Origin of the sequence: Citrobacter sp. Cpo089, assembly GCF_030332695.1 — a bacterium.
In the GTDB taxonomy this organism is placed as follows: Bacteria; Pseudomonadota; Gammaproteobacteria; order Enterobacterales; family Enterobacteriaceae; genus Citrobacter; species Citrobacter portucalensis.
The window spans coordinates 16,577-37,275 of sequence record NZ_JAOWHJ010000032.1 but is presented as its reverse complement, the minus strand read 5'-3'; the positions used below and the strand labels follow the sequence as shown (position 1 = coordinate 37,275).

At 52.5% G+C, this 20,699-nt stretch carries 25 protein-coding genes; 19 read left to right on the top strand and 6 right to left on the bottom strand.

Annotated elements, in window-relative coordinates:
- Positions 1–10: 10 nt before the first annotated feature.
- The 19 genes from pduC (at position 11) to OGX92_RS04840 (ending at position 15,659) form a co-directional block, all read left to right on the top strand.
- Positions 11–1,675 (top strand): propanediol dehydratase large subunit PduC, encoded by a 1,665-nt coding sequence (gene pduC, locus OGX92_RS04930; protein ID WP_003030249.1) that lies wholly within the window; start codon positions 11–13, stop codon positions 1,673–1,675.
- 10 nt (positions 1,676–1,685) lie between these two features.
- Positions 1,686–2,360 (top strand): propanediol dehydratase medium subunit PduD, encoded by a 675-nt coding sequence (gene pduD / locus OGX92_RS04925; RefSeq protein ID WP_003834131.1) that lies wholly within the window; start codon positions 1,686–1,688, stop codon positions 2,358–2,360.
- 14 nt (positions 2,361–2,374) lie between these two features.
- The gene (gene pduE, locus OGX92_RS04920) at positions 2,375–2,893 is read left to right on the top strand and encodes a propanediol dehydratase small subunit PduE (protein ID WP_003834133.1); all 519 of its coding nucleotides are present in this window, start codon (positions 2,375–2,377) and stop codon (positions 2,891–2,893) included.
- A gap of 15 nt (positions 2,894–2,908) precedes the next feature.
- Positions 2,909–4,741, top strand: a complete 1,833-nt coding sequence (locus OGX92_RS04915; protein WP_003839013.1) for a diol dehydratase reactivase subunit alpha — start codon at positions 2,909–2,911, stop codon at positions 4,739–4,741.
- Positions 4,731–5,081: a glycerol dehydratase reactivase beta/small subunit family protein gene (locus tag OGX92_RS04910; protein ID WP_111465407.1), complete on the top strand. Its 351-nt coding sequence runs from the start codon at positions 4,731–4,733 to the stop codon at positions 5,079–5,081. The genes OGX92_RS04915 and OGX92_RS04910 overlap by 11 nt, the downstream gene beginning before the upstream one ends.
- A gap of 19 nt (positions 5,082–5,100) precedes the next feature.
- On the top strand, positions 5,101–5,376 hold the full coding sequence (pduJ, locus tag OGX92_RS04905; RefSeq protein ID WP_001057752.1) for a propanediol utilization microcompartment protein PduJ: 276 nt from the start codon (positions 5,101–5,103) through the stop codon (positions 5,374–5,376).
- A gap of 24 nt (positions 5,377–5,400) precedes the next feature.
- Positions 5,401–5,865 carry a BMC domain-containing protein gene (locus OGX92_RS04900; protein ID WP_286586292.1) on the top strand — a complete coding sequence of 155 codons (465 nt, stop codon included), beginning with the start codon at positions 5,401–5,403 and terminating at the stop codon, positions 5,863–5,865.
- Positions 5,865–6,497: a phosphate propanoyltransferase gene (locus tag OGX92_RS04895; protein WP_003834146.1), complete on the top strand. Its 633-nt coding sequence runs from the start codon at positions 5,865–5,867 to the stop codon at positions 6,495–6,497. Before OGX92_RS04900 ends, OGX92_RS04895 begins: the two co-directional genes overlap by 1 nt.
- Entirely contained in the window at positions 6,494–6,985 is a 492-nt protein-coding gene (gene pduM, locus OGX92_RS04890) for a microcompartment protein PduM (protein ID WP_003834149.1), read from the top strand. The genes OGX92_RS04895 and pduM overlap by 4 nt, the downstream gene beginning before the upstream one ends.
- A gap of 3 nt (positions 6,986–6,988) precedes the next feature.
- Complete coding sequence (locus OGX92_RS04885; protein WP_003030211.1) at positions 6,989–7,264, top strand: EutN/CcmL family microcompartment protein; 276 nt, start codon at positions 6,989–6,991, stop codon at positions 7,262–7,264.
- 8 nt (positions 7,265–7,272) lie between these two features.
- The gene (pduO, locus tag OGX92_RS04880) at positions 7,273–8,280 is read left to right on the top strand and encodes a two-domain cob(I)yrinic acid a,c-diamide adenosyltransferase PduO (protein WP_286586291.1); all 1,008 of its coding nucleotides are present in this window, start codon (positions 7,273–7,275) and stop codon (positions 8,278–8,280) included.
- On the top strand, positions 8,277–9,662 hold the full coding sequence (pduP, locus tag OGX92_RS04875) for a CoA-acylating propionaldehyde dehydrogenase PduP (RefSeq protein ID WP_286586290.1): 1,386 nt from the start codon (positions 8,277–8,279) through the stop codon (positions 9,660–9,662). Before pduO ends, pduP begins: the two co-directional genes overlap by 4 nt.
- Before the next feature lie 10 nt (positions 9,663–9,672).
- Positions 9,673–10,785: a 1-propanol dehydrogenase PduQ gene (locus tag OGX92_RS04870; RefSeq protein WP_286586289.1), complete on the top strand. Its 1,113-nt coding sequence runs from the start codon at positions 9,673–9,675 to the stop codon at positions 10,783–10,785.
- Positions 10,782–12,137, top strand: a complete 1,356-nt coding sequence (gene pduS, locus OGX92_RS04865; RefSeq protein ID WP_286586288.1) for a cobalamin reductase PduS — start codon at positions 10,782–10,784, stop codon at positions 12,135–12,137. Before OGX92_RS04870 ends, pduS begins: the two co-directional genes overlap by 4 nt.
- 2 nt (positions 12,138–12,139) lie before the next feature.
- The gene (pduT, locus tag OGX92_RS04860) at positions 12,140–12,694 is read left to right on the top strand and encodes a propanediol utilization microcompartment protein PduT (RefSeq protein ID WP_003030201.1); all 555 of its coding nucleotides are present in this window, start codon (positions 12,140–12,142) and stop codon (positions 12,692–12,694) included.
- On the top strand, positions 12,694–13,044 hold the full coding sequence (pduU, locus tag OGX92_RS04855) for a propanediol utilization microcompartment protein PduU (protein WP_003834168.1): 351 nt from the start codon (positions 12,694–12,696) through the stop codon (positions 13,042–13,044). The genes pduT and pduU overlap by 1 nt, the downstream gene beginning before the upstream one ends.
- A gap of 4 nt (positions 13,045–13,048) precedes the next feature.
- Positions 13,049–13,501 carry a propanediol utilization protein PduV gene (gene pduV / locus OGX92_RS04850; RefSeq protein ID WP_125363437.1) on the top strand — a complete coding sequence of 151 codons (453 nt, stop codon included), beginning with the start codon at positions 13,049–13,051 and terminating at the stop codon, positions 13,499–13,501.
- The gene (locus OGX92_RS04845; protein ID WP_003834172.1) at positions 13,486–14,700 is read left to right on the top strand and encodes an acetate/propionate family kinase; all 1,215 of its coding nucleotides are present in this window, start codon (positions 13,486–13,488) and stop codon (positions 14,698–14,700) included. The genes pduV and OGX92_RS04845 overlap by 16 nt, the downstream gene beginning before the upstream one ends.
- Positions 14,701–14,792: 92 nt before the next feature.
- Positions 14,793–15,659, top strand: coding sequence for a GHMP family kinase ATP-binding protein (locus tag OGX92_RS04840; RefSeq protein ID WP_003834174.1), 867 nt, complete (start codon positions 14,793–14,795; stop codon positions 15,657–15,659).
- A 40-nt stretch (positions 15,660–15,699) separates the two neighbouring features.
- Here OGX92_RS04840 and OGX92_RS04835 read toward each other — a convergent pair whose 3' ends face one another.
- From OGX92_RS04835 to phsB, 6 genes are all read right to left on the bottom strand, one after another.
- Positions 15,700–16,035, bottom strand: a complete 336-nt coding sequence (locus OGX92_RS04835; protein ID WP_003834176.1) for a DUF496 family protein — start codon at positions 16,033–16,035, stop codon at positions 15,700–15,702.
- A 238-nt stretch (positions 16,036–16,273) separates the two neighbouring features.
- Entirely contained in the window at positions 16,274–17,332 is a 1,059-nt protein-coding gene (locus tag OGX92_RS04830; RefSeq protein ID WP_003834178.1) for an FUSC family protein, read from the bottom strand.
- A 107-nt stretch (positions 17,333–17,439) separates the two neighbouring features.
- Positions 17,440–17,907 carry a DNA gyrase inhibitor SbmC gene (sbmC, locus tag OGX92_RS04825; protein ID WP_008785156.1) on the bottom strand — a complete coding sequence of 156 codons (468 nt, stop codon included), beginning with the start codon at positions 17,905–17,907 and terminating at the stop codon, positions 17,440–17,442.
- A 123-nt stretch (positions 17,908–18,030) separates the two neighbouring features.
- A complete protein-coding gene (gene dacD / locus OGX92_RS04820; RefSeq protein ID WP_286586287.1) occupies positions 18,031–19,203 on the bottom strand; it encodes a serine-type D-Ala-D-Ala carboxypeptidase DacD in 1,173 nt (390 codons plus the stop codon).
- Between the two features lie 139 nt (positions 19,204–19,342).
- A complete protein-coding gene (phsC, locus tag OGX92_RS04815) occupies positions 19,343–20,110 on the bottom strand; it encodes a thiosulfate reductase cytochrome B subunit (protein WP_191222409.1) in 768 nt (255 codons plus the stop codon).
- Entirely contained in the window at positions 20,107–20,685 is a 579-nt protein-coding gene (gene phsB, locus OGX92_RS04810; protein ID WP_286586286.1) for a thiosulfate reductase electron transport protein PhsB, read from the bottom strand. The genes phsC and phsB overlap by 4 nt, the downstream gene beginning before the upstream one ends.
- Positions 20,686–20,699 lie beyond the last annotated feature (14 nt).

Sequence of the window (20,699 nt, the reverse complement as noted above, 5' to 3'; positions counted from 1 at the left end):
AGGCTGATTCATGAGATCGAAAAGATTTGAAGCACTGGCGAAGCGCCCTGTGAATCAGGATGGTTTCGTTAAGGAGTGGATCGAAGAAGGCTTCATTGCGATGGAAAGCCCGAACGACCCCAAACCGTCGATTAAAATCGTCAACGGTACAGTCACTGAACTGGACGGTAAATCCGCCAGTGAATTTGACTTAATCGACCATTTCATTGCCCGCTACGGCATTAACCTGGCGCGCGCTGAAGAAGTCATGGCGATGGATTCGGTCAAACTGGCCAATATGCTTTGCGACCCTAACGTGAAGCGCAAAGACATAGTGCCGCTGACCACCGCAATGACGCCGGCAAAAATTGTCGAAGTGGTGTCCCATATGAACGTCGTTGAGATGATGATGGCGATGCAGAAAATGCGTGCTCGTCGTACACCCTCTCAACAAGCGCACGTCACTAACGTCAAAGATAACCCGGTGCAGATTGCCGCTGATGCCGCTGAAGGCGCATGGCGCGGGTTTGACGAACAGGAAACAACCGTTGCCGTTGCACGTTATGCGCCATTTAACGCCATTGCGCTGTTAGTCGGCTCGCAGGTTGGACGCCCTGGCGTATTAACCCAGTGCTCGCTGGAAGAAGCTACCGAACTTAAACTCGGCATGCTAGGCCACACCTGCTACGCGGAAACCATCTCCGTCTATGGTACTGAACCCGTCTTTACCGACGGCGATGACACGCCATGGTCGAAAGGCTTCCTCGCCTCGTCCTATGCATCCCGTGGTCTGAAAATGCGCTTTACCTCCGGTTCTGGCTCAGAAGTTCAGATGGGTTACGCCGAAGGCAAATCAATGCTTTATTTGGAAGCCCGCTGCATTTACATCACCAAAGCTGCGGGCGTACAGGGCCTGCAAAACGGTTCAGTAAGCTGCATCGGTGTCCCTTCCGCCGTGCCGTCAGGCATTCGTGCAGTTTTGGCTGAAAACCTGATTTGTTCCTCTCTGGATCTGGAATGCGCCTCCAGCAACGACCAAACCTTTACCCACTCGGATATGCGTCGTACTGCGCGTCTGCTGATGCAGTTCCTGCCGGGTACTGACTTCATTTCTTCTGGTTATTCCGCGGTGCCGAACTACGACAACATGTTTGCAGGTTCGAACGAGGATGCTGAAGATTTTGACGACTACAACGTTCTTCAGCGCGACCTGAAAGTAGACGGTGGTCTGCGTCCGGTTCGTGAAGAAGATGTTATCGCCATTCGTAACAAAGCGGCACGTGCGCTGCAGGCCGTCTTTGCCGGGATGGGATTACCACCAATCACTGATGAAGAAGTGGAAGCTGCGACCTACGCCCACGGTTCGAAAGATATGCCGGAACGTAACATCGTTGAAGACATCAAGTTTGCACAAGAGATCATCAATAAGAACCGTAACGGTCTGGAAGTGGTGAAAGCCCTTGCTCAGGGCGGATTTACCGATGTCGCTCAGGACATGCTCAACATCCAGAAAGCCAAGTTAACCGGGGATTACCTGCATACCTCCGCCATTATCGTTGGCGACGGACAGGTGCTATCCGCTGTCAATGATGTTAACGACTATGCCGGTCCGGCAACAGGTTATCGCCTGCAGGGCGAACGCTGGGAAGAGATCAAAAACATCCCTGGCGCACTTGATCCCAACGAGCTTGGCTAAGGGGTGAAAAATGGAAATTAATGAAAAACTGCTGCGCCAGATAATTGAAGATGTGTTGTCTGAAATGCAGACCAGCGACAAACCCGTCTCTTTCCGCGCATCTACAGCGGCAAGCGCACCTCAGGCTGCGGCGACACAGGGAGACAGCTTTCTGACCGAGATTGGTGAAGCCAAACAAGGCCAGCAACAGGACGAAGTGATTATTGCCGTAGGGCCGGCGTTCGGGCTCTCGCAAACCGTCAATATCGTAGGTATCCCGCATAAGAATATCTTGCGCGAAGTGATTGCCGGTATTGAAGAAGAAGGCATTAAAGCGCGCGTTATCCGCTGCTTTAAATCCTCCGATGTGGCGTTTGTCGCCGTTGAGGGGAACCGTCTGAGCGGTTCCGGGATCTCTATCGGCATCCAGTCAAAAGGTACCACGGTTATCCACCAGCAGGGGTTACCGCCGCTTTCAAACCTGGAGCTGTTCCCTCAGGCACCGCTTCTGACGCTGGAAACCTATCGTCAGATCGGTAAAAACGCCGCGCGTTATGCCAAGCGTGAATCTCCGCAACCGGTCCCTACTTTGAATGACCAGATGGCTCGTCCTAAGTACCAGGCGAAATCAGCCATTCTGCACATTAAAGAGACCAAATACGTTGTGACAGGCAAAAACCCGCAGGAACTGCGCGTGGCGCTTTGATAAAGGATACCTCCATGAATACCGACGCAATTGAATCGATGGTTCGGGATGTGTTGAGCCGGATGAACAGCCTGCAAGGCGAGTCCGCGACTCCGCCCGCGGTGAGTTCATCAGCACATACCGCGAAAGTCACGGATTACCCTCTCGCGAATAAACATCCTGAGTGGGTAAAAACTGCGACCAACAAAACGCTGGACGACTTCACGCTTGAAAATGTTCTGAGCAACAAAGTGACCGCGCAGGACATGCGCATCACCCCTGAAACACTGCGCCTGCAGGCGGAAATCGCCAAAGATGCCGGACGTGACAGGCTGGCGATGAACTTCGAACGCGCAGCCGAGCTAACCGCTGTTCCTGACGATCGCATTCTTGAGATCTACAACGCGCTGCGCCCGTATCGCTCAACAAAAGATGAGCTGATGGCTATCGCCGACGATCTCGAAAATCGTTATCAGGCAAAAATCTGTGCAGCTTTCGTTCGTGAAGCGGCAGCGCTGTACGTTGAGCGTAAAAAACTCAAAGGCGACGACTAACTCAGGGAAAGGATCATGCGATATATAGCTGGCATTGACATAGGCAACTCATCAACGGAAGTCGCTCTGGCTACTCTCGATGAGTCTGGCGTGCTGAGCATCACCGGCAGCGCGCTGGCAGAAACCACCGGAATTAAGGGCACATTACGTAATGTGTTTGGCATTCAGGAGGCCCTTACGCTGGCGGCAAAAAACGCCGGTATCAATGTCAGTGATATTTCGCTCATCCGTATTAACGAAGCCACCCCGGTCATTGGCGATGTGGCGATGGAAACAATAACCGAAACCATCATCACTGAATCCACCATGATCGGCCATAACCCTAAAACACCGGGCGGTGTCGGGTTAGGCGTGGGCGTCACTATTACGCCGGAAGACCTTCTCAGTCGCCCGGCGGATACGCCCTATATTCTGGTGGTGTCATCGGCATTTGATTTCGCCGATGTCGCTACGATGATTAATGCCTCCGTCCGTGCTGGATACCAGTTGACTGGTGTTATTTTACAACAGGACGATGGCGTGTTGGTCAGCAATCGTCTGACTCACCCCCTGCCCATCGTCGATGAAGTCCTTCATATCGACCGTATCCCGTTGGGGATGCTGGCTGCCATTGAGGTCGCTGTACCAGGAAAGGTCATTGAAACCCTTTCTAACCCCTACGGCATTGCAACTGTCTTTGGCCTCAATGCCGATGAGACTAAAAACATTGTTCCGATGGCACGGGCGCTGATCGGCAACCGTTCAGCCGTGGTGGTGAAAACGCCGTCAGGTGATGTGAAAGCGCGAGCGATTCCTGCCGGAAATCTGGAGCTACAGTCTCAAGGTCGTACCGTACGGGTCGACGTTGCCGCGGGCGCCGAAGCGATTATGAAAGCGGTTGGTGAATGCCCAAAACTGGATAACGTTACAGGAGAAGCTGGCACTAATATTGGCGGCATGCTGGAGCATGTGCGCCAGACGATGGCTGAATTAACCAACAAACCCAGTCATGAAATTTTTATTCAGGATCTGCTGGCGGTCGATACCTCGGTTCCCGTCAGCGTGACGGGTGGACTTGCAGGTGAGTTCTCACTGGAACAGGCTGTCGGCATAGCCTCCATGGTGAAATCAGACCGCCTGCAAATGGCGATGATTGCACAAGAGATCACGCAAAAGCTCAACATTGACGTCCAGGTTGGCGGGGCCGAAGCCGAAGCTGCCATTCTGGGAGCCTTAACAACTCCAGGCACAACACGACCACTGGCTATTCTGGATCTCGGCGCGGGTTCAACCGACGCTTCTATCATCAATCCTAAGGGCGAAATTATTGCCACGCACCTGGCAGGCGCAGGCGATATGGTCACGATGATCATTGCCCGTGAACTGGGTCTGGATGACCGTTATCTCGCTGAAGAGATTAAAAAGTATCCGTTGGCGAAAGTTGAGAGCTTGTTCCACCTTCGCCACGAAGACGGCAGCGTTCAGTTCTTCCCTACGCCTCTCCCACCAACGGTTTTTGCGCGCGTGTGCGTAGTGAAACCCGATGAACTGGTGCCACTGCCTGGTGAACTGGCGCTGGAGAAAGTACGGGCCATTCGTCGAAGCGCCAAGGAGCGCGTTTTCGTTACTAACGCACTCAGAGCGCTACGTCAGGTCAGTCCGACCGGGAACATTCGGGATATTCCCTTTGTGGTGCTGGTTGGCGGCTCATCTCTGGATTTTGAAGTTCCACAGCTGGTCACCGATGCTCTGGCGCATTATCGACTGGTTGCCGGGCGCGGCAACATTCGTGGTACCGAAGGTCCGCGCAATGCGGTTGCGACAGGACTGATTCTCTCCTGGCATAAGGCATTCGCTCATGGAAAGTAATCTCACCACACCAGCCATCGTTATCTTCACCAGTGCTGACTGTGCTGACGTCTGGAATGACGTACTGCTGGGTATTGAAGAAGAAGGGATCCCCTTTGTGATTCAGGAGAGTGGCTCAGCTGACGTTATCCACAACGCATGGTTGGCCGCCTGCCAGTCTCCATTGCTGGTCGGTATTGGCTGTAGCCGCGAAAAACTGGTCGTGCACTACAAAAACTTACCCACGTCAGCACCACTTTTTACGCTGACGTATCAACAAAATAGCCACGATCGCCGCAGCATTGGTAACAACGCTGCGCGGCTGGTTAAAGGCATTCCGTTCCGGGAATGCCACTCATAACCCATAGGAGAAAAGCAGTATGAATAACGCACTGGGACTGGTTGAAACAAAAGGGCTTGTCGGCGCTATTGAAGCCGCTGATGCCATGGTGAAATCCGCAAACGTGCAGTTGGTTGGATACGAAAAAATCGGCTCTGGCCTTATCACCGTTATGGTTCGCGGTGATGTCGGCGCGGTGAAAGCAGCCGTAGATGCTGGAAGCGCAGCCGCAAGCGCCGTTGGTGAGGTGAAATCCTGCCACGTTATCCCGCGTCCGCACAGCGACGTTGAAGCCATTTTACCTAAATCCGCATAAGTCGTTGCAACCAAGGAGCACAGCGTGAAGCAATCACTGGGATTACTTGAAGTTAGTGGTCTGGCATTAGCCATCAGTTGCGCGGACGTCATGGCGAAAGCCGCCTCCATCACGCTGGTGGGCCTCGAAAAAACCAACGGCTCAGGCTGGACGGTGATCAAGATAATCGGGGATGTGGCCTCCGTCCAGGCGGCCATTTCCACCGGTGTCAGTTTCGCTGACCAGCGAGATGGACTGGTGGCTCACAAAGTCATTTCCAGACCCGGGGACGGGATCCTGTCGCATAGCTTTGCCCTGGAGCCTGAGCCAACGCCAGAACCCATACCAGCCGTACCGCATGAAGAGATATTTGTAGACCATGATGTACCCGAAGCCCCGCAAGATGCAGAGTTGATTAGCTGCAATTTGTGTCTTGATCCTGCCTGCCCTCGCCAAAAAGGCGAGCCGCGCACGCTTTGTCTTCACTCTGGCAAACGAGGTGAAGCGTAATGGATAAACAGCAACTGGAGACCACTGTCGCTAAGGTTCTGGATGAAATGCGCGAGCGCCCGATTCCGCTGGGGATCTCTAATCGTCATATTCATCTGTGCGCTGAAGATTACGGTCGCTTGTTTCCCAATCACCCCATTAGTGAGAAAAAAGGGCTATTGCAGCCAGGACAATATGCAGCAGAGCAGACTGTCACGCTGGTGGGGCCAAAAGGTCAGTTAAAAAATGTGCGTTTACTCGGCCCGCTGCGCAGTACCAGCCAGGTCGAAATTTCTCGTACCGACGCCCGCACGTTGGGAATTGCTGCTCCGCTGCGGATGTCGGGCAATATTCAGGGCACACCCGGTGTTCGTCTCGTCAGCCCATTTGCTGAACTGGACTTAGCATCCGGGGTGATCGTCGCCCAACGGCATATCCATATGTCGCCGCTCGATGCTCTGATTCTGCGGGTTTCCCATGGTGATAGAGTCTCGGTCGCCATTAATGGCGATGAACGTCGACTGATTTTCGATAACGTCGCCGTACGCGTTTCGCCGGATATGCGCCTCGAAATGCATATCGATACAGACGAAGCCAATGCTGCAGGCGCTGATAATCCCCAGGCATTCGCCACACTGGTGACCTCACGATGAACAACGAACTGCTGCAACGCATTATCGAGGAGGTTGTTTCCCGATTAAAAAAACGCGCGGAAAGCACGCTCACTCTTAGCGTCGCGCAGTTACGGGAAATCGATTCACGGACAGTATGCTGCCAGTACTCGTCGCTCCATCTCCAGCAAGTGGATCTGCCATTACTGGAGCGAATTGCCGAAGGCTGCCCAGCCAACATGTCGGTGGGAAAGATTCACGACGCGCTGGCATGCGGAGTCCGCGTGAAAATTTCACTACAACACCGATTGTTACCCGCAATCCCCGTGAAAAAACTCGCACGTCTGCCGCTGGAGTTCAATGACGAACGGGGACGAATCATCTTTTTGCATCCTGAGAAGCTTCTCAGCTATGCCGACGTCGCCCAATTAAGGGATGGCGTACTGGTGTTGCGCCGTCGGTGTGTCGTGACGGCTCTGGCTCAGGAAGCAGTCAGTCTGCGAAATGTCCAACTAATTAAGCAGGAGTGAGCTATGCATCTGGCACGGGTTACAGGCGTTGTGGTTTCCACGCAAAAATCCCCATCACTGGTGGGAAAAAAACTGTTGCTGGTACGTCGGGTAAGTGCTGACGGAGAGCTTCCTGCGTCCCCTGTGAGTGGAGATGAAGTCGCTGTTGATTCTGTCGGCGCGGGAACTGGCGAACTGGTATTACTCAGCAGCGGCTCCAGCGCCAGACACGTTTTTTCTGGCCCTAATGAGGCCATCGATCTGGCTATCGTCGGCATTGTCGACACGCTTTCTCGTTAGGAGGAACTATGGCGATTTATACCCGTACTGGTGATGCCGGAACAACAGCCCTCTTTACCGGACAACGCGTGAGCAAAACGCATCCACGCGTGGAAGCCTACGGTACGCTGGACGAACTGAATGCGGCGCTAAGTCTGTGCATTTGTGCAGCGAAAAACCCGCAGCACCGGCAGTTACTTGAAAATATCCAGCTGCAGCTTTTTTGGTTCAGCGCCGAACTGGCAAGCGAAAGCGAAGAACCAACGCCAGAGCAGCGCTACATCAGCTCGGAAGAAATTGCGGCACTGGAAGCTGCCATCGATACCGCAATGGGAAGAGTACCGCCGCTGCGCAGCTTTATTTTACCTGGCCGCAGCGAAGCCGCCAGCCGACTGCACTTTGCCCGTACGCTGGCACGCCGCGCAGAGAGACGACTGGTCGAGCTCTCCACCGAGATATCCGTCAGACACGTGCTGATGCGTTATATCAATCGCCTGTCCGACTGCTTATATGCGCTTGCACGAGCAGAAGATCATGACGCCCATCAAAACGACATCATTCAGAAAGTGGCTGAGCGCTATCTCGCTGCCGTTCAAGCACCAGCCATAAAGCAGCCGACTATGTCTCTGTCTTTTCAGGAGCTCCACAAACTCACTCGCGCTGCGGTGACGAGAGCAGAAGAACTTCAGGTTCCGATCGTCATTAGCATTGTTGATGCGAACGGGACCCAAATGGTGACCTGGCGCATGCCTGACGCATTACTCGTGAGTAGCGAACTGGCACCCAAAAAAGCCTGGACTGCCGTGGCGATGAAAACCGCCACACATAAGCTGACATCAGCAGTTCAACCCGGTGCTGCGCTTTACGGTCTGGAAAGCCATATGCAGGGAAAAGTCGTCACCTTCGGTGGCGGGTACGCATTATGGCGTGAGGGTTTACTCCTCGGGGGTCTTGGCATCAGCGGAGGAAGCGTTGAACAGGATATGGACATTGCAGAAACGGCCATTGCGGCGATTAACGTGAGAACACATCAATGAATACTTCAGAACTTGAAACCCTTATTCGTAACATTTTGAGTGAGCAACTCGCCCCGGCAAAAGCAGAAGTTAAGGGTAACGGTATTTTTCCGTCCGTTGGCGAAGCGATCGATGCCGCGCATCAGGCTTTTCTGCGTTACCAGCAATGTCCATTGAAAACCCGCAGCGCCATCATAAACGCCCTGCGCGAAGAACTGACGCCTCATCTTGCTTCACTGGCCGCTGAGAGCGCTGCCGAAACGGGTATGGGCAACAAAGAGGATAAGTTCCTTAAAAATAAAGCCGCGCTGGACAACACTCCGGGTATCGAAGATCTCACCACCACGGCGCTAACCGGCGATGGCGGCATGGTGTTATTCGAGTATTCACCGTTTGGCGTGATTGGCTCTGTCGCCCCCAGTACTAACCCGACAGAGACCATTATTAACAACAGCATCAGCATGCTGGCGGCAGGGAATAGCGTTTATTTCAGTCCGCATCCGGGTGCTAAAAAGGTTTCACTCAAGCTGATTGCCATGATTGAAGATATTGCTTTCCGTTGCTGCGGAATTCGTAATCTTGTCGTCACGGTCACAGAACCCACTTTTGAGGCTACCCAGCAGATGATGGCGCACCCTAAAATCGCAGTTCTGGCGATTACCGGTGGCCCAGGCATTGTTGCTATGGGCATGAAAAGCGGGAAAAAAGTCATCGGCGCAGGCGCAGGAAATCCACCCTGCATTGTTGATGAAACAGCCGACCTGGTTAAGGCGGCGGAAGATATCATCAATGGCGCATCCTTTGATTACAACCTCCCCTGCATTGCTGAGAAGAGCCTGATTGTTGTTGATGCCGTTGCCGAACGACTGGTTCAACAGATGCAGTCTTTTGGTGCGATGCTTCTCAATAGCGAAGAGGTAGACAAACTGCGTGCTGTCTGTCTACCAGAAGGCATAGCCAATAAAAAACTGGTGGGTAAAAGCCCGGCAACCTTACTGGAAGCAGCAGGAATACCGGTTCCGGCAAAAGCACCTCGATTACTGACAGGCATCGTCAAGGCTGACGACCCGTGGGTTACCAGCGAGCAATTAATGCCAATGCTCCCCGTCGTAACGGTGAGCGATTTTGACAGTGCATTAACGTTGGCCCTGAAAGTTGAAGAGGGATTGCATCACACCGCCATTATGCATTCGCAAAATGTGTCACGTTTGAACCTTGCCGCGCGCACGCTTCAGACCTCCATCTTTGTGAAAAATGGCCCCTCTTACGCCGGGATTGGCGTTGGTGGTGAAGGCTTTACCACCTTCACTATTGCGACGCCAACCGGTGAAGGAACAACATCTGCGCGCACTTTCGCACGCTCTCGTCGTTGCGTGCTGACAAACGGTTTTTCTATTCGTTAATGGGGCCGTTATGAATAGCTTTTCACTGCAAACTCGATTGTACAGCGGCCAGGGAAGTCTGGATGTGCTCAAGCGTTTCACGAATAAGCATATCTGGATTATTTGCGATGCTTTTCTCGCGCGTTCTCCCCTGATTGAAAAGCTGCGCAACGCTCTGCCAGCGGATAACCGCATCAGCATTTTCAGCGATATCACCCCCGATCCCACCATCGGTACGGTAGTTCAAGGGATTGCACAAATGCAGTCCCTGCGACCGGACGTCGTGATGGGTTTTGGTGGCGGCTCAGCACTGGACGCCGCAAAAGCCATCGTCTGGTTCAGCCGACAGTTCGGTATTGATATTGAAACCTGTGTCGCAATTCCCACCACCAGCGGCACAGGCTCTGAAGTAACCAGCGCCTGCGTGATTAGCGATCCGGATAAAGGCATTAAATACCCATTGTTCAATAACGCACTTTACCCGGACATGGCCATTCTTGATCCAACGTTGGTCGTCAGCGTACCACCTGCCATCACCGCGAATACCGGCATGGACGTGTTAACGCATGCACTGGAGGCTTACGTATCCACGAAGGCCAGTGACTTCACCGATGCACTGGCTGAAAAAGCGGCTCAAATCGTCTTCCAGTACCTGCCTGTCGCCGTCAGCAAAGGCGACTGTCTGGCAACCAGGGGGAAAATGCACAATGCGTCAACGCTCGCGGGAATGGCATTTAGTCAGGCTGGACTGGGGATCAATCATGCGATTGCCCATCAGTTGGGTGGTCAGTTTCATCTGCCGCATGGACTTGCCAATGCGCTGCTGCTGACCCATGTCATTCATTTTAATGCCCGCGATCCGCGGGCTGCGAAGCGCTATGCCCGTTTTGCTAAAGCCTGCCATTTATGCCCGGATAACGCGAACGATACAGCGGCATTGAATGCGCTCATCCATCGCATCGAGCTACTCAAAAAACAGTGTGCGTTGCCTTCTTTTGTTGACGCGCTTAAAGACGGAAAGCAAGTCTGGTCACAACGTATCCCGTCGATGGTTCAGGCCGCGCTGGCTGACGTCACGCTGCAAACCAATCCTCGTGTTGCCGACGCCAGTGCCATGCAGGAACTGCTTGAGGAATTATTATGAAGACAGCCATGACGGCAGAGTCCACGCTCTATGATGCGCAGACCATTCGTGAACGCGTTCGCGCAGCGGGTGTTGTCGGAGCCGGAGGCGCAGGCTTTCCTGCTCACGTAAAATTACAGGCGCAGGTCGATACCTTTCTGGTCAATGCGGCTGAATGTGAGCCAATGCTGAAAGTTGACCAGCAGTTGATGGCCGTCCAGGCTGAGCGACTTATCCGCGGCGTTCAATATGCCATGACGGCTACCGGAGCCAGTGCCGGAATTATTGCACTCAAAGAGAAATACCAGAAGGCTATCAATGCATTAACGCCCCTTCTGCCTACCGGGATCCGCTTACATATTTTGCCTGATGTCTACCCGGCTGGTGACGAGGTTCTGACCATCTGGATGTCAACAGGTCGGAGAGTTCCGCCTGCCGCGCTGCCGGTCAGCGTCGGCGTGGTGGTCAATAACGTCCAGACCGTGCTCAACATCGCCAGAGCAGTTGAGCAGCAGTACCCCGTTACGCGTCGTACCCTGACCGTTAACGGCGCAGTCGCCAGTCCTATCACATTCACAGTCCCTATCGGAATGTCTTTACGTGACGTTCTGGCGCTGGCCGGGGGTGCAACCGTTGACGATCCCGGCTTTATTAACGGTGGTCCGATGATGGGCGGCCTGATTACTTCACTGGATACCCCTGTCAGCAAGACCACCGGGGGCCTGCTGGTTTTGCCTAAGTCTCATGCGTTGATTCAGCGGCGGATGCAGGATGAACGCACCGTGCTTTCTGTAGCAAAGACCGTTTGCGAGCAGTGCCGTTTGTGTACGGATTTGTGCCCGAGGCATTTGATCGGTCATGAATTATCCCCGCATCTGCTGGTTCGTGCGGTTAATTATCAGCAGGCGGCCACACCGCAACTGCTGCTCACGGCCCTGACCTGCTCAGAATGCAATGTGTGTGAAAGCGTAGCCTGTCCGGTTGGGATTTCACCGATGCGCATCAACCGTATGCTTAAACGTGAATTGCGGGCGCTCAACCATCGTTATGAAGGGCCGCTAAATCCTGAGGATGAAATGGCGAAGTACCGGCTGATCCCAGTTAAACGCCTTATTACCAAACTGGGTCTTAGCGACTGGTATCACGATGCGCCACTGGCTGAAACTGATTATTCCACAGATAAAACGACGCTGTTGTTACGCCAGCATATAGGTGCCAGCGCCATCCCATGTGTAGAACAAGGCGAACGCGTTGTTCGCGGTCAATGTGTTGCCGATGTGCCCTCCGGTGCATTAGGCGCGCCTGTTCACGCCAGTATTGACGGTATTGTCAGCGAAATCACTGAGCAATCCATCACGGTAATTAGAGGTTAATCATGTCTCAGGCTATAGGGATTTTAGAACTCACCAGCATTGCCAAAGGAATGGAAGCTGGCGATGCCATGTTAAAAAGCGCGAATGTGAATTTACTGGTCAGCAAGACCATCTGCCCGGGAAAATTTCTACTCATGCTCGGTGGTGACGTAGGTGCCGTACAACAGGCGATTGCCACTGGAACATCTCTTGCAGGCGATATGCTCGTTGACAGTCTGGTACTCCCCAACATTCATGCCAGCGTACTCCCCGCAATCAGCGGACTAAACAGCGTGGATAAGCGTCAGGCTGTTGGTATTGTCGAAACATGGAGCGTTGCTGCCTGCATCTGCGCCGCCGACCGGGCGGTTAAAGCCTCCAACGTCACGCTGGTACGCGTCCATATGGCATTTGGTATTGGCGGCAAGTGCTACATGGTCGTTGCTGGCGATGTATCCGATGTGAATAACGCAGTGACGGTTGCCAGTGAAAGTGCGGGTGAAAAAGGCCTGCTGGTTTACCGCTCGGTCATACCCCGCCCGCATGAAAGCATGTGGCGACAAATGGTGGAGGGATAATGGAAAGACAACCCACCACGGATCGAATGATTCAGGAATATGTACCTGGCAAACAGGTCACGCTGGCGCATCTCATCGCTAATCCAGGTAAGGATTTATTCAAGAAACTGGGATTACCCGATTCGCTTTCCGCAATCGGTATTCTGACCATTACCCCCAGCGAAGCCTCAATCATCGCCTGTGATATCGCCACGAAATCAGGGGCGGTAGAGATTGGTTTTCTCGATCGGTTTACCGGCGCGGTGGTACTGACGGGTGATGTTTCTGCCGTTGAGTACGCACTGAAACAGGTAACCCGAACGCTGGGCGAAATGATGCGTTTTACCGCGTGTCCCATCACCCGGACGTAATCTCATGAAACGTATCATGCTAATTGGTCCCAGCCAGTGCGGTAAAACGTCGCTCACGCAGTGCATGCGGGGAGAAGCGCTTCACTATCAGAAGACCCAGGCCATAGTCTGGTCTCCTACGACAATAGACACGCCGGGTGAATATCTTGAGAACCGCTGCCTGTACAGTGCGCTGCTGGTCAGCGCCTGTGAAGCAGACATTATTGCGCTGGTACTCAATGCTGACGCGCCGTGGTCACCATTTTCTCCCGGTTTTACCGGACCAATGAACCGACCCGTTATTGGCCTCGTTACCAAAGCCGATTTAGCCAACCCGCAGCGTATTTCTCTTGTGGAGAGTTGGTTAGTTCAGGCTGGTGCGCAAAAAGTATTTGTCACCAGCGCGCTGGAGAATACCGGGGTCGATGAGATGTTCATTTTTCTGAATGCAAAGGAACCTTCATGTCTCACAAAATAATGGCCATTAATGCAGGTAGTTCCTCGCTTAAATTTCAACTACTGGCGATGCCGCAGGGTGAAATGATCTGTCAGGGGTTGATTGAACGTATCGGTTTGTCTGATGCGCAAGTCACCCTAAAAACGCCAGCGCAGAAATGGCAGGAGACTTTGCCCGTAGCCGATCACCGTGAAGCCGTAACGTTGCTCCTGGAAAAACTGCTCAACCACCACATTATCAGCAGTCTGGATGAGATCGACGGCGTGGGCCATCGCGTCGCGCACGGCGGGGAATCCTTTAAAGACTCAGCGCTGGTAACTGATGAAACGCTGGCAGAAATCGAGCGCCTCGCGGAACTGGCTCCTCTGCATAACCCGGTCAATGCGCTGGGGATCGCGGTATTCCGCCAGCTATTGCCCAAAACGCCAGCCGTTGCGGTGTTCGACACCGCCTTTCATCAAACGCTTGATGAGCCTTCTTTCATCTATCCCCTGCCCTGGCGTTACTATGCAGAGTTGGGTATTCGTCGCTATGGTTTTCATGGTACCAGCCACAAATACGTTAGCTCACAGCTTGCTGAAAAACTGGGTGTACCACTCAGCGCCCTGCGCGTTGTTTGTTGTCATCTGGGCAACGGCAGCAGCATCTGCGCCATCAAAGGCGGACAATCGGTGAATACGTCAATGGGCTTTACGCCGCAGTCTGGCGTGATGATGGGCACGCGAAGTGGCGATATCGATCCGTCCATTTTACCGTGGATTGCCCTGCGAGAAGGCAAAACACCGCAGCAGCTCAACCAATTGCTCAACAATGAGTCCGGATTGCTCGGTGTTTCTGGTATCTCACCTGACTACCGCGACGTTGAACATGCCGCAGATACGGGCAATCACCAGGCTGCGCTGGCGTTGACGCTTTTTGCTGAGCGCATTCGTGCCACCATTGGTAGCTATATTATGCAGATGGGCGGTCTGGATGCCCTGGTATTTACCGGTGGCATTGGCGAAAACTCCGCACGGGCGCGCGCTGCGATCTGTCGTAATCTGAATTTCCTGGGTCTGGCCGTTGATGAGGAAAAAAATCAGCGTAATGCCACCTTCATTCAGACGGAAAATGCGATGGTCAAAGTAGCAGTGATTAATACCAATGAAGAGCTAATGATTGCGCAAGACGTTATGCGTTTAGCGATATCTGAAACTGTGACATTGGGCATTCCTGCATAATACTGCCGCACCGCAAATTGCGGCAAATCATGGTAATAGCGCGATCGCCATGACACTATGCGCCGAGGATTGCTGATCACATAGGTGAAGACGTGGCTGTTGCGCAATGTCCCGCATCGTGCGGAGAACTTATCCAGGGCTGGATACTGGGCAGTGAGAAATTGGTCTCCTGCCCGGTTGAATGGTATAGCACCGTTGAGGTCACTTCAGGTTCACCGCTGACAGATGAACGTCCACTTTCGCGGGCGATGGTTGAGAGGTTATTGCTGCACTGGCAATACCCAGCACAAATGAGTCAGGATATTCGAATTGATGTCCAGTCAACCATTCCTGTCGCTAAAGGGATGGCCAGCAGCACAGCGGATATCGCCGCCACGGCAATCGCCACGGCGCAGTATCTGGGGCATCAGCTAGACGAATCCACTCTGGCGCAGCTTTGCGTTTCGCTGGAACCTACCGACAGCACCGTTTTCCGCCAGCTTACGCTGTTCGATCATAACGACGCCTCCACGCAAATTGCCTGTGAAGCCCAGCCTCAACTCGATCTGCTGGTTCTCGAAAGTCCGGAAACCTTGCTTACTGCTGATTATCACCGTACGCCACGCCAGTCAGGATTACTGGCAGGCGCTCCAGCGCTGAAACGAGCATGGGAAAAGGTACAGGAAGCCTGTATCAGTCAAAATCCCTATCGGATGGGTGAAGCCGCCACGCTGAGCGCGATCGCCAGCCAGTTGCTGTTACCTAAACCAAATTTTGATTCACTTTTAGCGCTGGTAGAAGAATGTGATTTATACGGTGTCAACGTTGCGCACAGTGGCAGCGTAGTCGGTCTGATGCTCGACAGAAAGCGTCATGATGTGGACTACATTAAATGGATGCTGACGCAGAAAAAATTGACGGAGCACTGGCCGGAACAGCATTTGTTGCGGATGGTAACTGGCGGGGTCGAACTGCAATAAGGGCCGCCGCTAAGCAGCGACCCGAACAAGCATAAAATCGTTACTCGGCTTTCGCTTCGCCGTTTTTCACTTCGCCCATCGCTTTCAGCTTTTTAGAGATGTCGCGGCGCTCTTTAGAGATCTCAGCGTTTTTGATGATGTAATCATCAACACGATCTTCATAATCGCTTTTCATGCTGGCGATAATGCCCTGAATCGCTTCCACGCTCATTCCAGGCTTGATGTAGTCACTCAGGTTGTCCAGCAGCAGAACACGTTTCTGGTTGTCACGGATCTTTTTCTCAACGTCCTGGATTTCACGTTGCAGTTTGTTTTTACGACGGAACAGACGAACAAATTCCAGCACGTCCTGGAAAGAAGGCTTGGTAGTTTCCATTTTTACACCCCTGATAATGTGAGATTCGGATTCGTTAAAACAACGGCTAAAGTGGGTCAACATTACTTTCATGCCCGCCATACTTCAAGTTGCATCTGCATCGACCATGCATGGTTTAAACCTGAATTATCGAGGGTAAAGCCATTGCAGTTACCAATGGTTTTAGCCTTTTTCAGTATCATACCTCTAATCGTTGCTGAATCGAAGCAGCAGTAGAACCAATCCCCTCATCTGCTCTTTATTTGCGCAGCGCGCGACAGATCAAATGAGAGAGCAACTCCAGCTGTCGCGCCATTTCCATATTTAGCCAAACGTAGCCGTGAATGGGCGTTTCAGCGACATTATCGCCCTTATGCTCAGCAATAAGCTGACGTAACTCCACCACGGTGTCATTGAGTTTTTCCGTATTGGCAAGCACCGGTTGTGGATTACCTTCATACAATGCGTGGGTTATCGTCAGTAGCGCCTGTTGTGTCCTGAGCTGGGTTTCACGCAAAGTGTGCGCATTCAACATGACAAAGTGGCTGGTACGGCTGGCCCAAAGCGCATTGATTTGCAGCTCAAGCATGCAGACCAGGTTACGATTAACCGTTTGAATAGCTTCAAAGATTGATTTTTGAATGTGGGTTTCCTTGCTGGCGGGGACGATGAGCCCACGCATTTTGACAACATCGCTTAAAAGCTGTTGTAAATGCTTCTCCAGTCGCGGTTGCTCCAACAGGTTGGGAGATAGCGCAGCCTGATACACCCGATTGTACCCCGTTACACAATGCGCCAGTTGAATTCGCCAGTGTATAAATGCCCGCTGCGGCCAGATACCGGTAAACAGCATTGCCAGTAATGAACCCAAAATAACATCGCCACCGCGCCATAACGCTGTGTTCATATCTCCAGCGGGGGCACCCACAACGACCGCAAGCGTTATACCAATCAGCAACGCCTGATACGGCCTTTTACCCAACGCCAGCCAGCCGCAGAGAAACATCGCCACCGCGCACCATATCAGCATTAGCGGAAGTGAAAAGAGCTCCAGACGAAGGGCCACCAGCCCAAGTACCGATCCCAGAATTGTCCCGCCAATACGCTCAAACGCTCTGGGGACAACGTTCCCCCAAAAGGAAATAGGCCCCATGATTACCACCAGCGTAATCAGAGGCCATGTACCTTCAGGAATGTTCAACAGGCGAACCAACAGAAAAGTAAAAAGAAACGCCAGCGCAATGCGAACACCATGCACCACACGATAATGACGATACAAACGAATTTCAAAAGGACTCAGTGACTTATCTGCACGCACTCATGCACTCCGTCAGGGAATTGCAAAGAACAGAATTGTACCTGTTTTTTGAGTGAAAACATCACCCTGATGACCAGGACATTCATCCTGATTTACACCAAAAACAGTTACTTCGACTGTACCGGCACGTACATTTCAATGTCCCAGTAGCCGTCCTCCATGCCATTGTTCATATAAACTTCAAAGCAGGGTTTAGCGGCTATCGCATACGTCGAATCCTGCAGCAGGCGCTCAAAGAACTGATACCACGGCGTCGCGAAGTCATGATTTTCAACGCGCGCAACGGCGATAGCATAGTCGCCCCCCGCCAGTTCGGTCTGGATCACCCCTTCGCTGTTTTCTGGGATCTCAAAACCTTCAGGCACAGACACCACGGTATCACAACGCAGTTTTTCCGCCGGAACAACGTCAGGGTTGTCGTAATAAACGGCTATCCATTCCAGCGGTACGATCTGCTTACCGTCGACCCACATCATTAACTGCTCGAAACCCTGCTTTACCGTTTGTTCCCACGGTCCAACCATATGGAAACCGGCAATTATGCGTTTCTCGACCTGCTTTATCTCGTACTCCATATAACCTCCGCCATTACACTGTGTTTATATACAGTGTAATTTTTAGGTATGACGGCCACAAGGAATCAGTGATTATTATGTGAGCAGATTCGCACTCTTGCCAGTCAGGTACATCAGGAAAAACTACGCCTTGTGGTGGAAGTAATCGCTCAAACGCGAGAAGACGCCGCCTTCGTTGACAGACTCCAGCGTAACCAGAGGCCAGTGCGCCACCAGTTTATCCCGATCGTAGAGTTCAATTTCCCCCACACGTTGATGGGCAGCAATGGGGGCAACCAGTTCTTTCTTATCAAGAACATATTTTGCCTTGATATTAGCGACTTCGGCTTTAGGCAGGGCCATCCAGAAATCCTGCTCTGTGCCAAGGCTAATTTTTTCTTTATCGCCATACCAGATCCGTTCAATACCAACTTGCTTACCGCTACGTAAAACCTGCACGGTATCGAAGTTCTGTTGTCCCCATTGCAGCAGTTTTCGCGCCTGGTCTTCACGCCCTTTCGCACTCTCCGCCCCCATCACAACCGCAATCAGGCGGCGCTGCCCATCAACGGCAGAAGCAATCAGGTTGAATCCAGCGCCGGAGGTATGTCCTGTCTTCAGACCATCGACGTTCATGGTTTTATCCCACAACAAACCGTTACGGTTTTGCTGCGTAATTCCGTTCCAGGTAAGGCTTTTTTCACTGTACATATGGTAGAAATCCGGCTCTCCATGGATGATAGCTCTCGACAGCACAGCCAGATCGTAAGCTGAGCTATGCTGACCTGGCGCATCCAGACCATGTACCGTTTCAAAATGCGTGTCCCGCAGGTTCAGCTTTTGCACATAGTTGTTCATCATCGCGACAAACTGCGGCTGCCCTCCGGCGATGTAATCCGCCAGCGCCACACAGGCATCATTACCGAAATCAACAATTAACCCGCGACTCAGATCGCGCACAGAAACGCGATCCCCTTCTTTCAGGAACATTAAGGATGAACCGACGAATACCGGATTATCTTTCGCCCAGGCATCTCGTCCTACAGTGACAATATCTGTCGGACTAATACGCTTGCTGTCGATTGCGCGATCGACAACATAGCCGGTCATCAGCTTGGTCAGGCTGGCAGGGTTGCGCTGCTGGTGTTCATTTCCGGCTGTCAGGATTTGGCCCGTGGTGTAATCCATTAATACCCACGCCCCGGCATTAATTGCTGGAGGCTGTGGAGCGAAACTGGCGACGTCGGTCGCATACGCGGGCGAAAAAATCATCGCAAATAGTGAAGCGGCAATAAACAAACGGCGTTTCAACAGCATGTCCTCAGGAAATGGAGAAATAGCCGTTCTTTTTACGGAAGTTCTGGCGAACAAACATGGATAAATTGCAAGAAAATGTGACATAAGGCACATTTTCTTGCTGTAAGGATAGGATTTCAGATATCAACCACGTCTGGCGTTACCCTTTGCGCGGTGCTGTCTCTGCGTGATGGCTGCGATGACGATGATAGCCATCTATCATGCTGCGGAAAATCTGCCCCGGAGTGTCACCCAGCGTGCACAGGTAAATATGTGCACAGATGAACAGTAAGCCGACAATCGCCAACACCATATGCAGCACCAGCATCACAGGCCCAGCCCCTACCACCTGCGGGTAGAGGCATAACAACCCGGTGATGATTAGCAGCGGAACCAGCGCATACATGATGGCCAGATAAGCCAGCTGTTGTAGCGGGTTAAATTTACTCTCTGCCGTTGCGGCAAATGGGTGCGGCTCACCTTTCATGATGCCATACAGATAAAAGCGCGTTTGCAACAAGCAGCGTGATATCAACCCGTTAAACTTCACCCGGTAATGACAACCGTTGCCGCTGGTTGCGTTGATTAGCACAAAACCAACCCAGAAGGCCAACAAGGCGAAACCGCACCAGGTATGTATCTGCACCATCAATGCCACCGGTCCGACAGAGAAGTGTCCAAACAGGCCGCTCAGCAGAAGCAGGATAAAAAGCAGCGCATTACCCCAGTGCCAGCGACGAACTGCCAGCGAATAGAGGTAGTCCCGATGTTCTTCTCCGATTGCTGTTTTAGGTGCCAGCATCCGACGTAACAGCGCGTGCATAACCAGGCCCGCAATCATCAGCACAATAACAACGCCTGCATAAATGAGCCACAGCGGCCAGTAGTCCGGCGCATAGTTAAGCTCTGCTCCCCAGATAGAATTCATGCTTTACCCTCCTGATGGATCTCTTTACGCCGATAAACACTCACCGGGCCGCTACGCGTATCCTGCTGGCGATAAACCTCTTTTTGATTTATCCAGTGCTGAATTTCCGGGTCGTCGCGACGACCAAATTTCAGCGCATCCGTCGGACAAACGGAAACACAGGCGGGCGATTGACCGCTCTCGAGTCGGGTATCTGCACAGAAGTTACATTTGTCGGCAATTCCCGTTTGCGGATTGAGATAACGGACATGGAACGGACAAGCGGCAACGCAGTAGTCGCAGCTAATACAGCGAGACTTATCCACTTGTACAATGCCATTTTCGTCGCGAAATGACGCACCGGTCGGACAAACGCTGACACACGGCGCATCTTCACAATGCTGACAGGAAACGCGAACAAACTGGAAGTGGGACAGCACCTCGGGTTCATGTTCGGGTGAACGGATCTGCACCTGTAAGCGGCTAAATCCCTCTGGCACATCATTCAAAACTTTGCAGGCAACCGTACATGCCTGACAGCCGATACAGCGTTTCTCGTCATGCAGCATGACATAAGGGTTTGTAGATTGATTCATGATGTTCTCCTTTC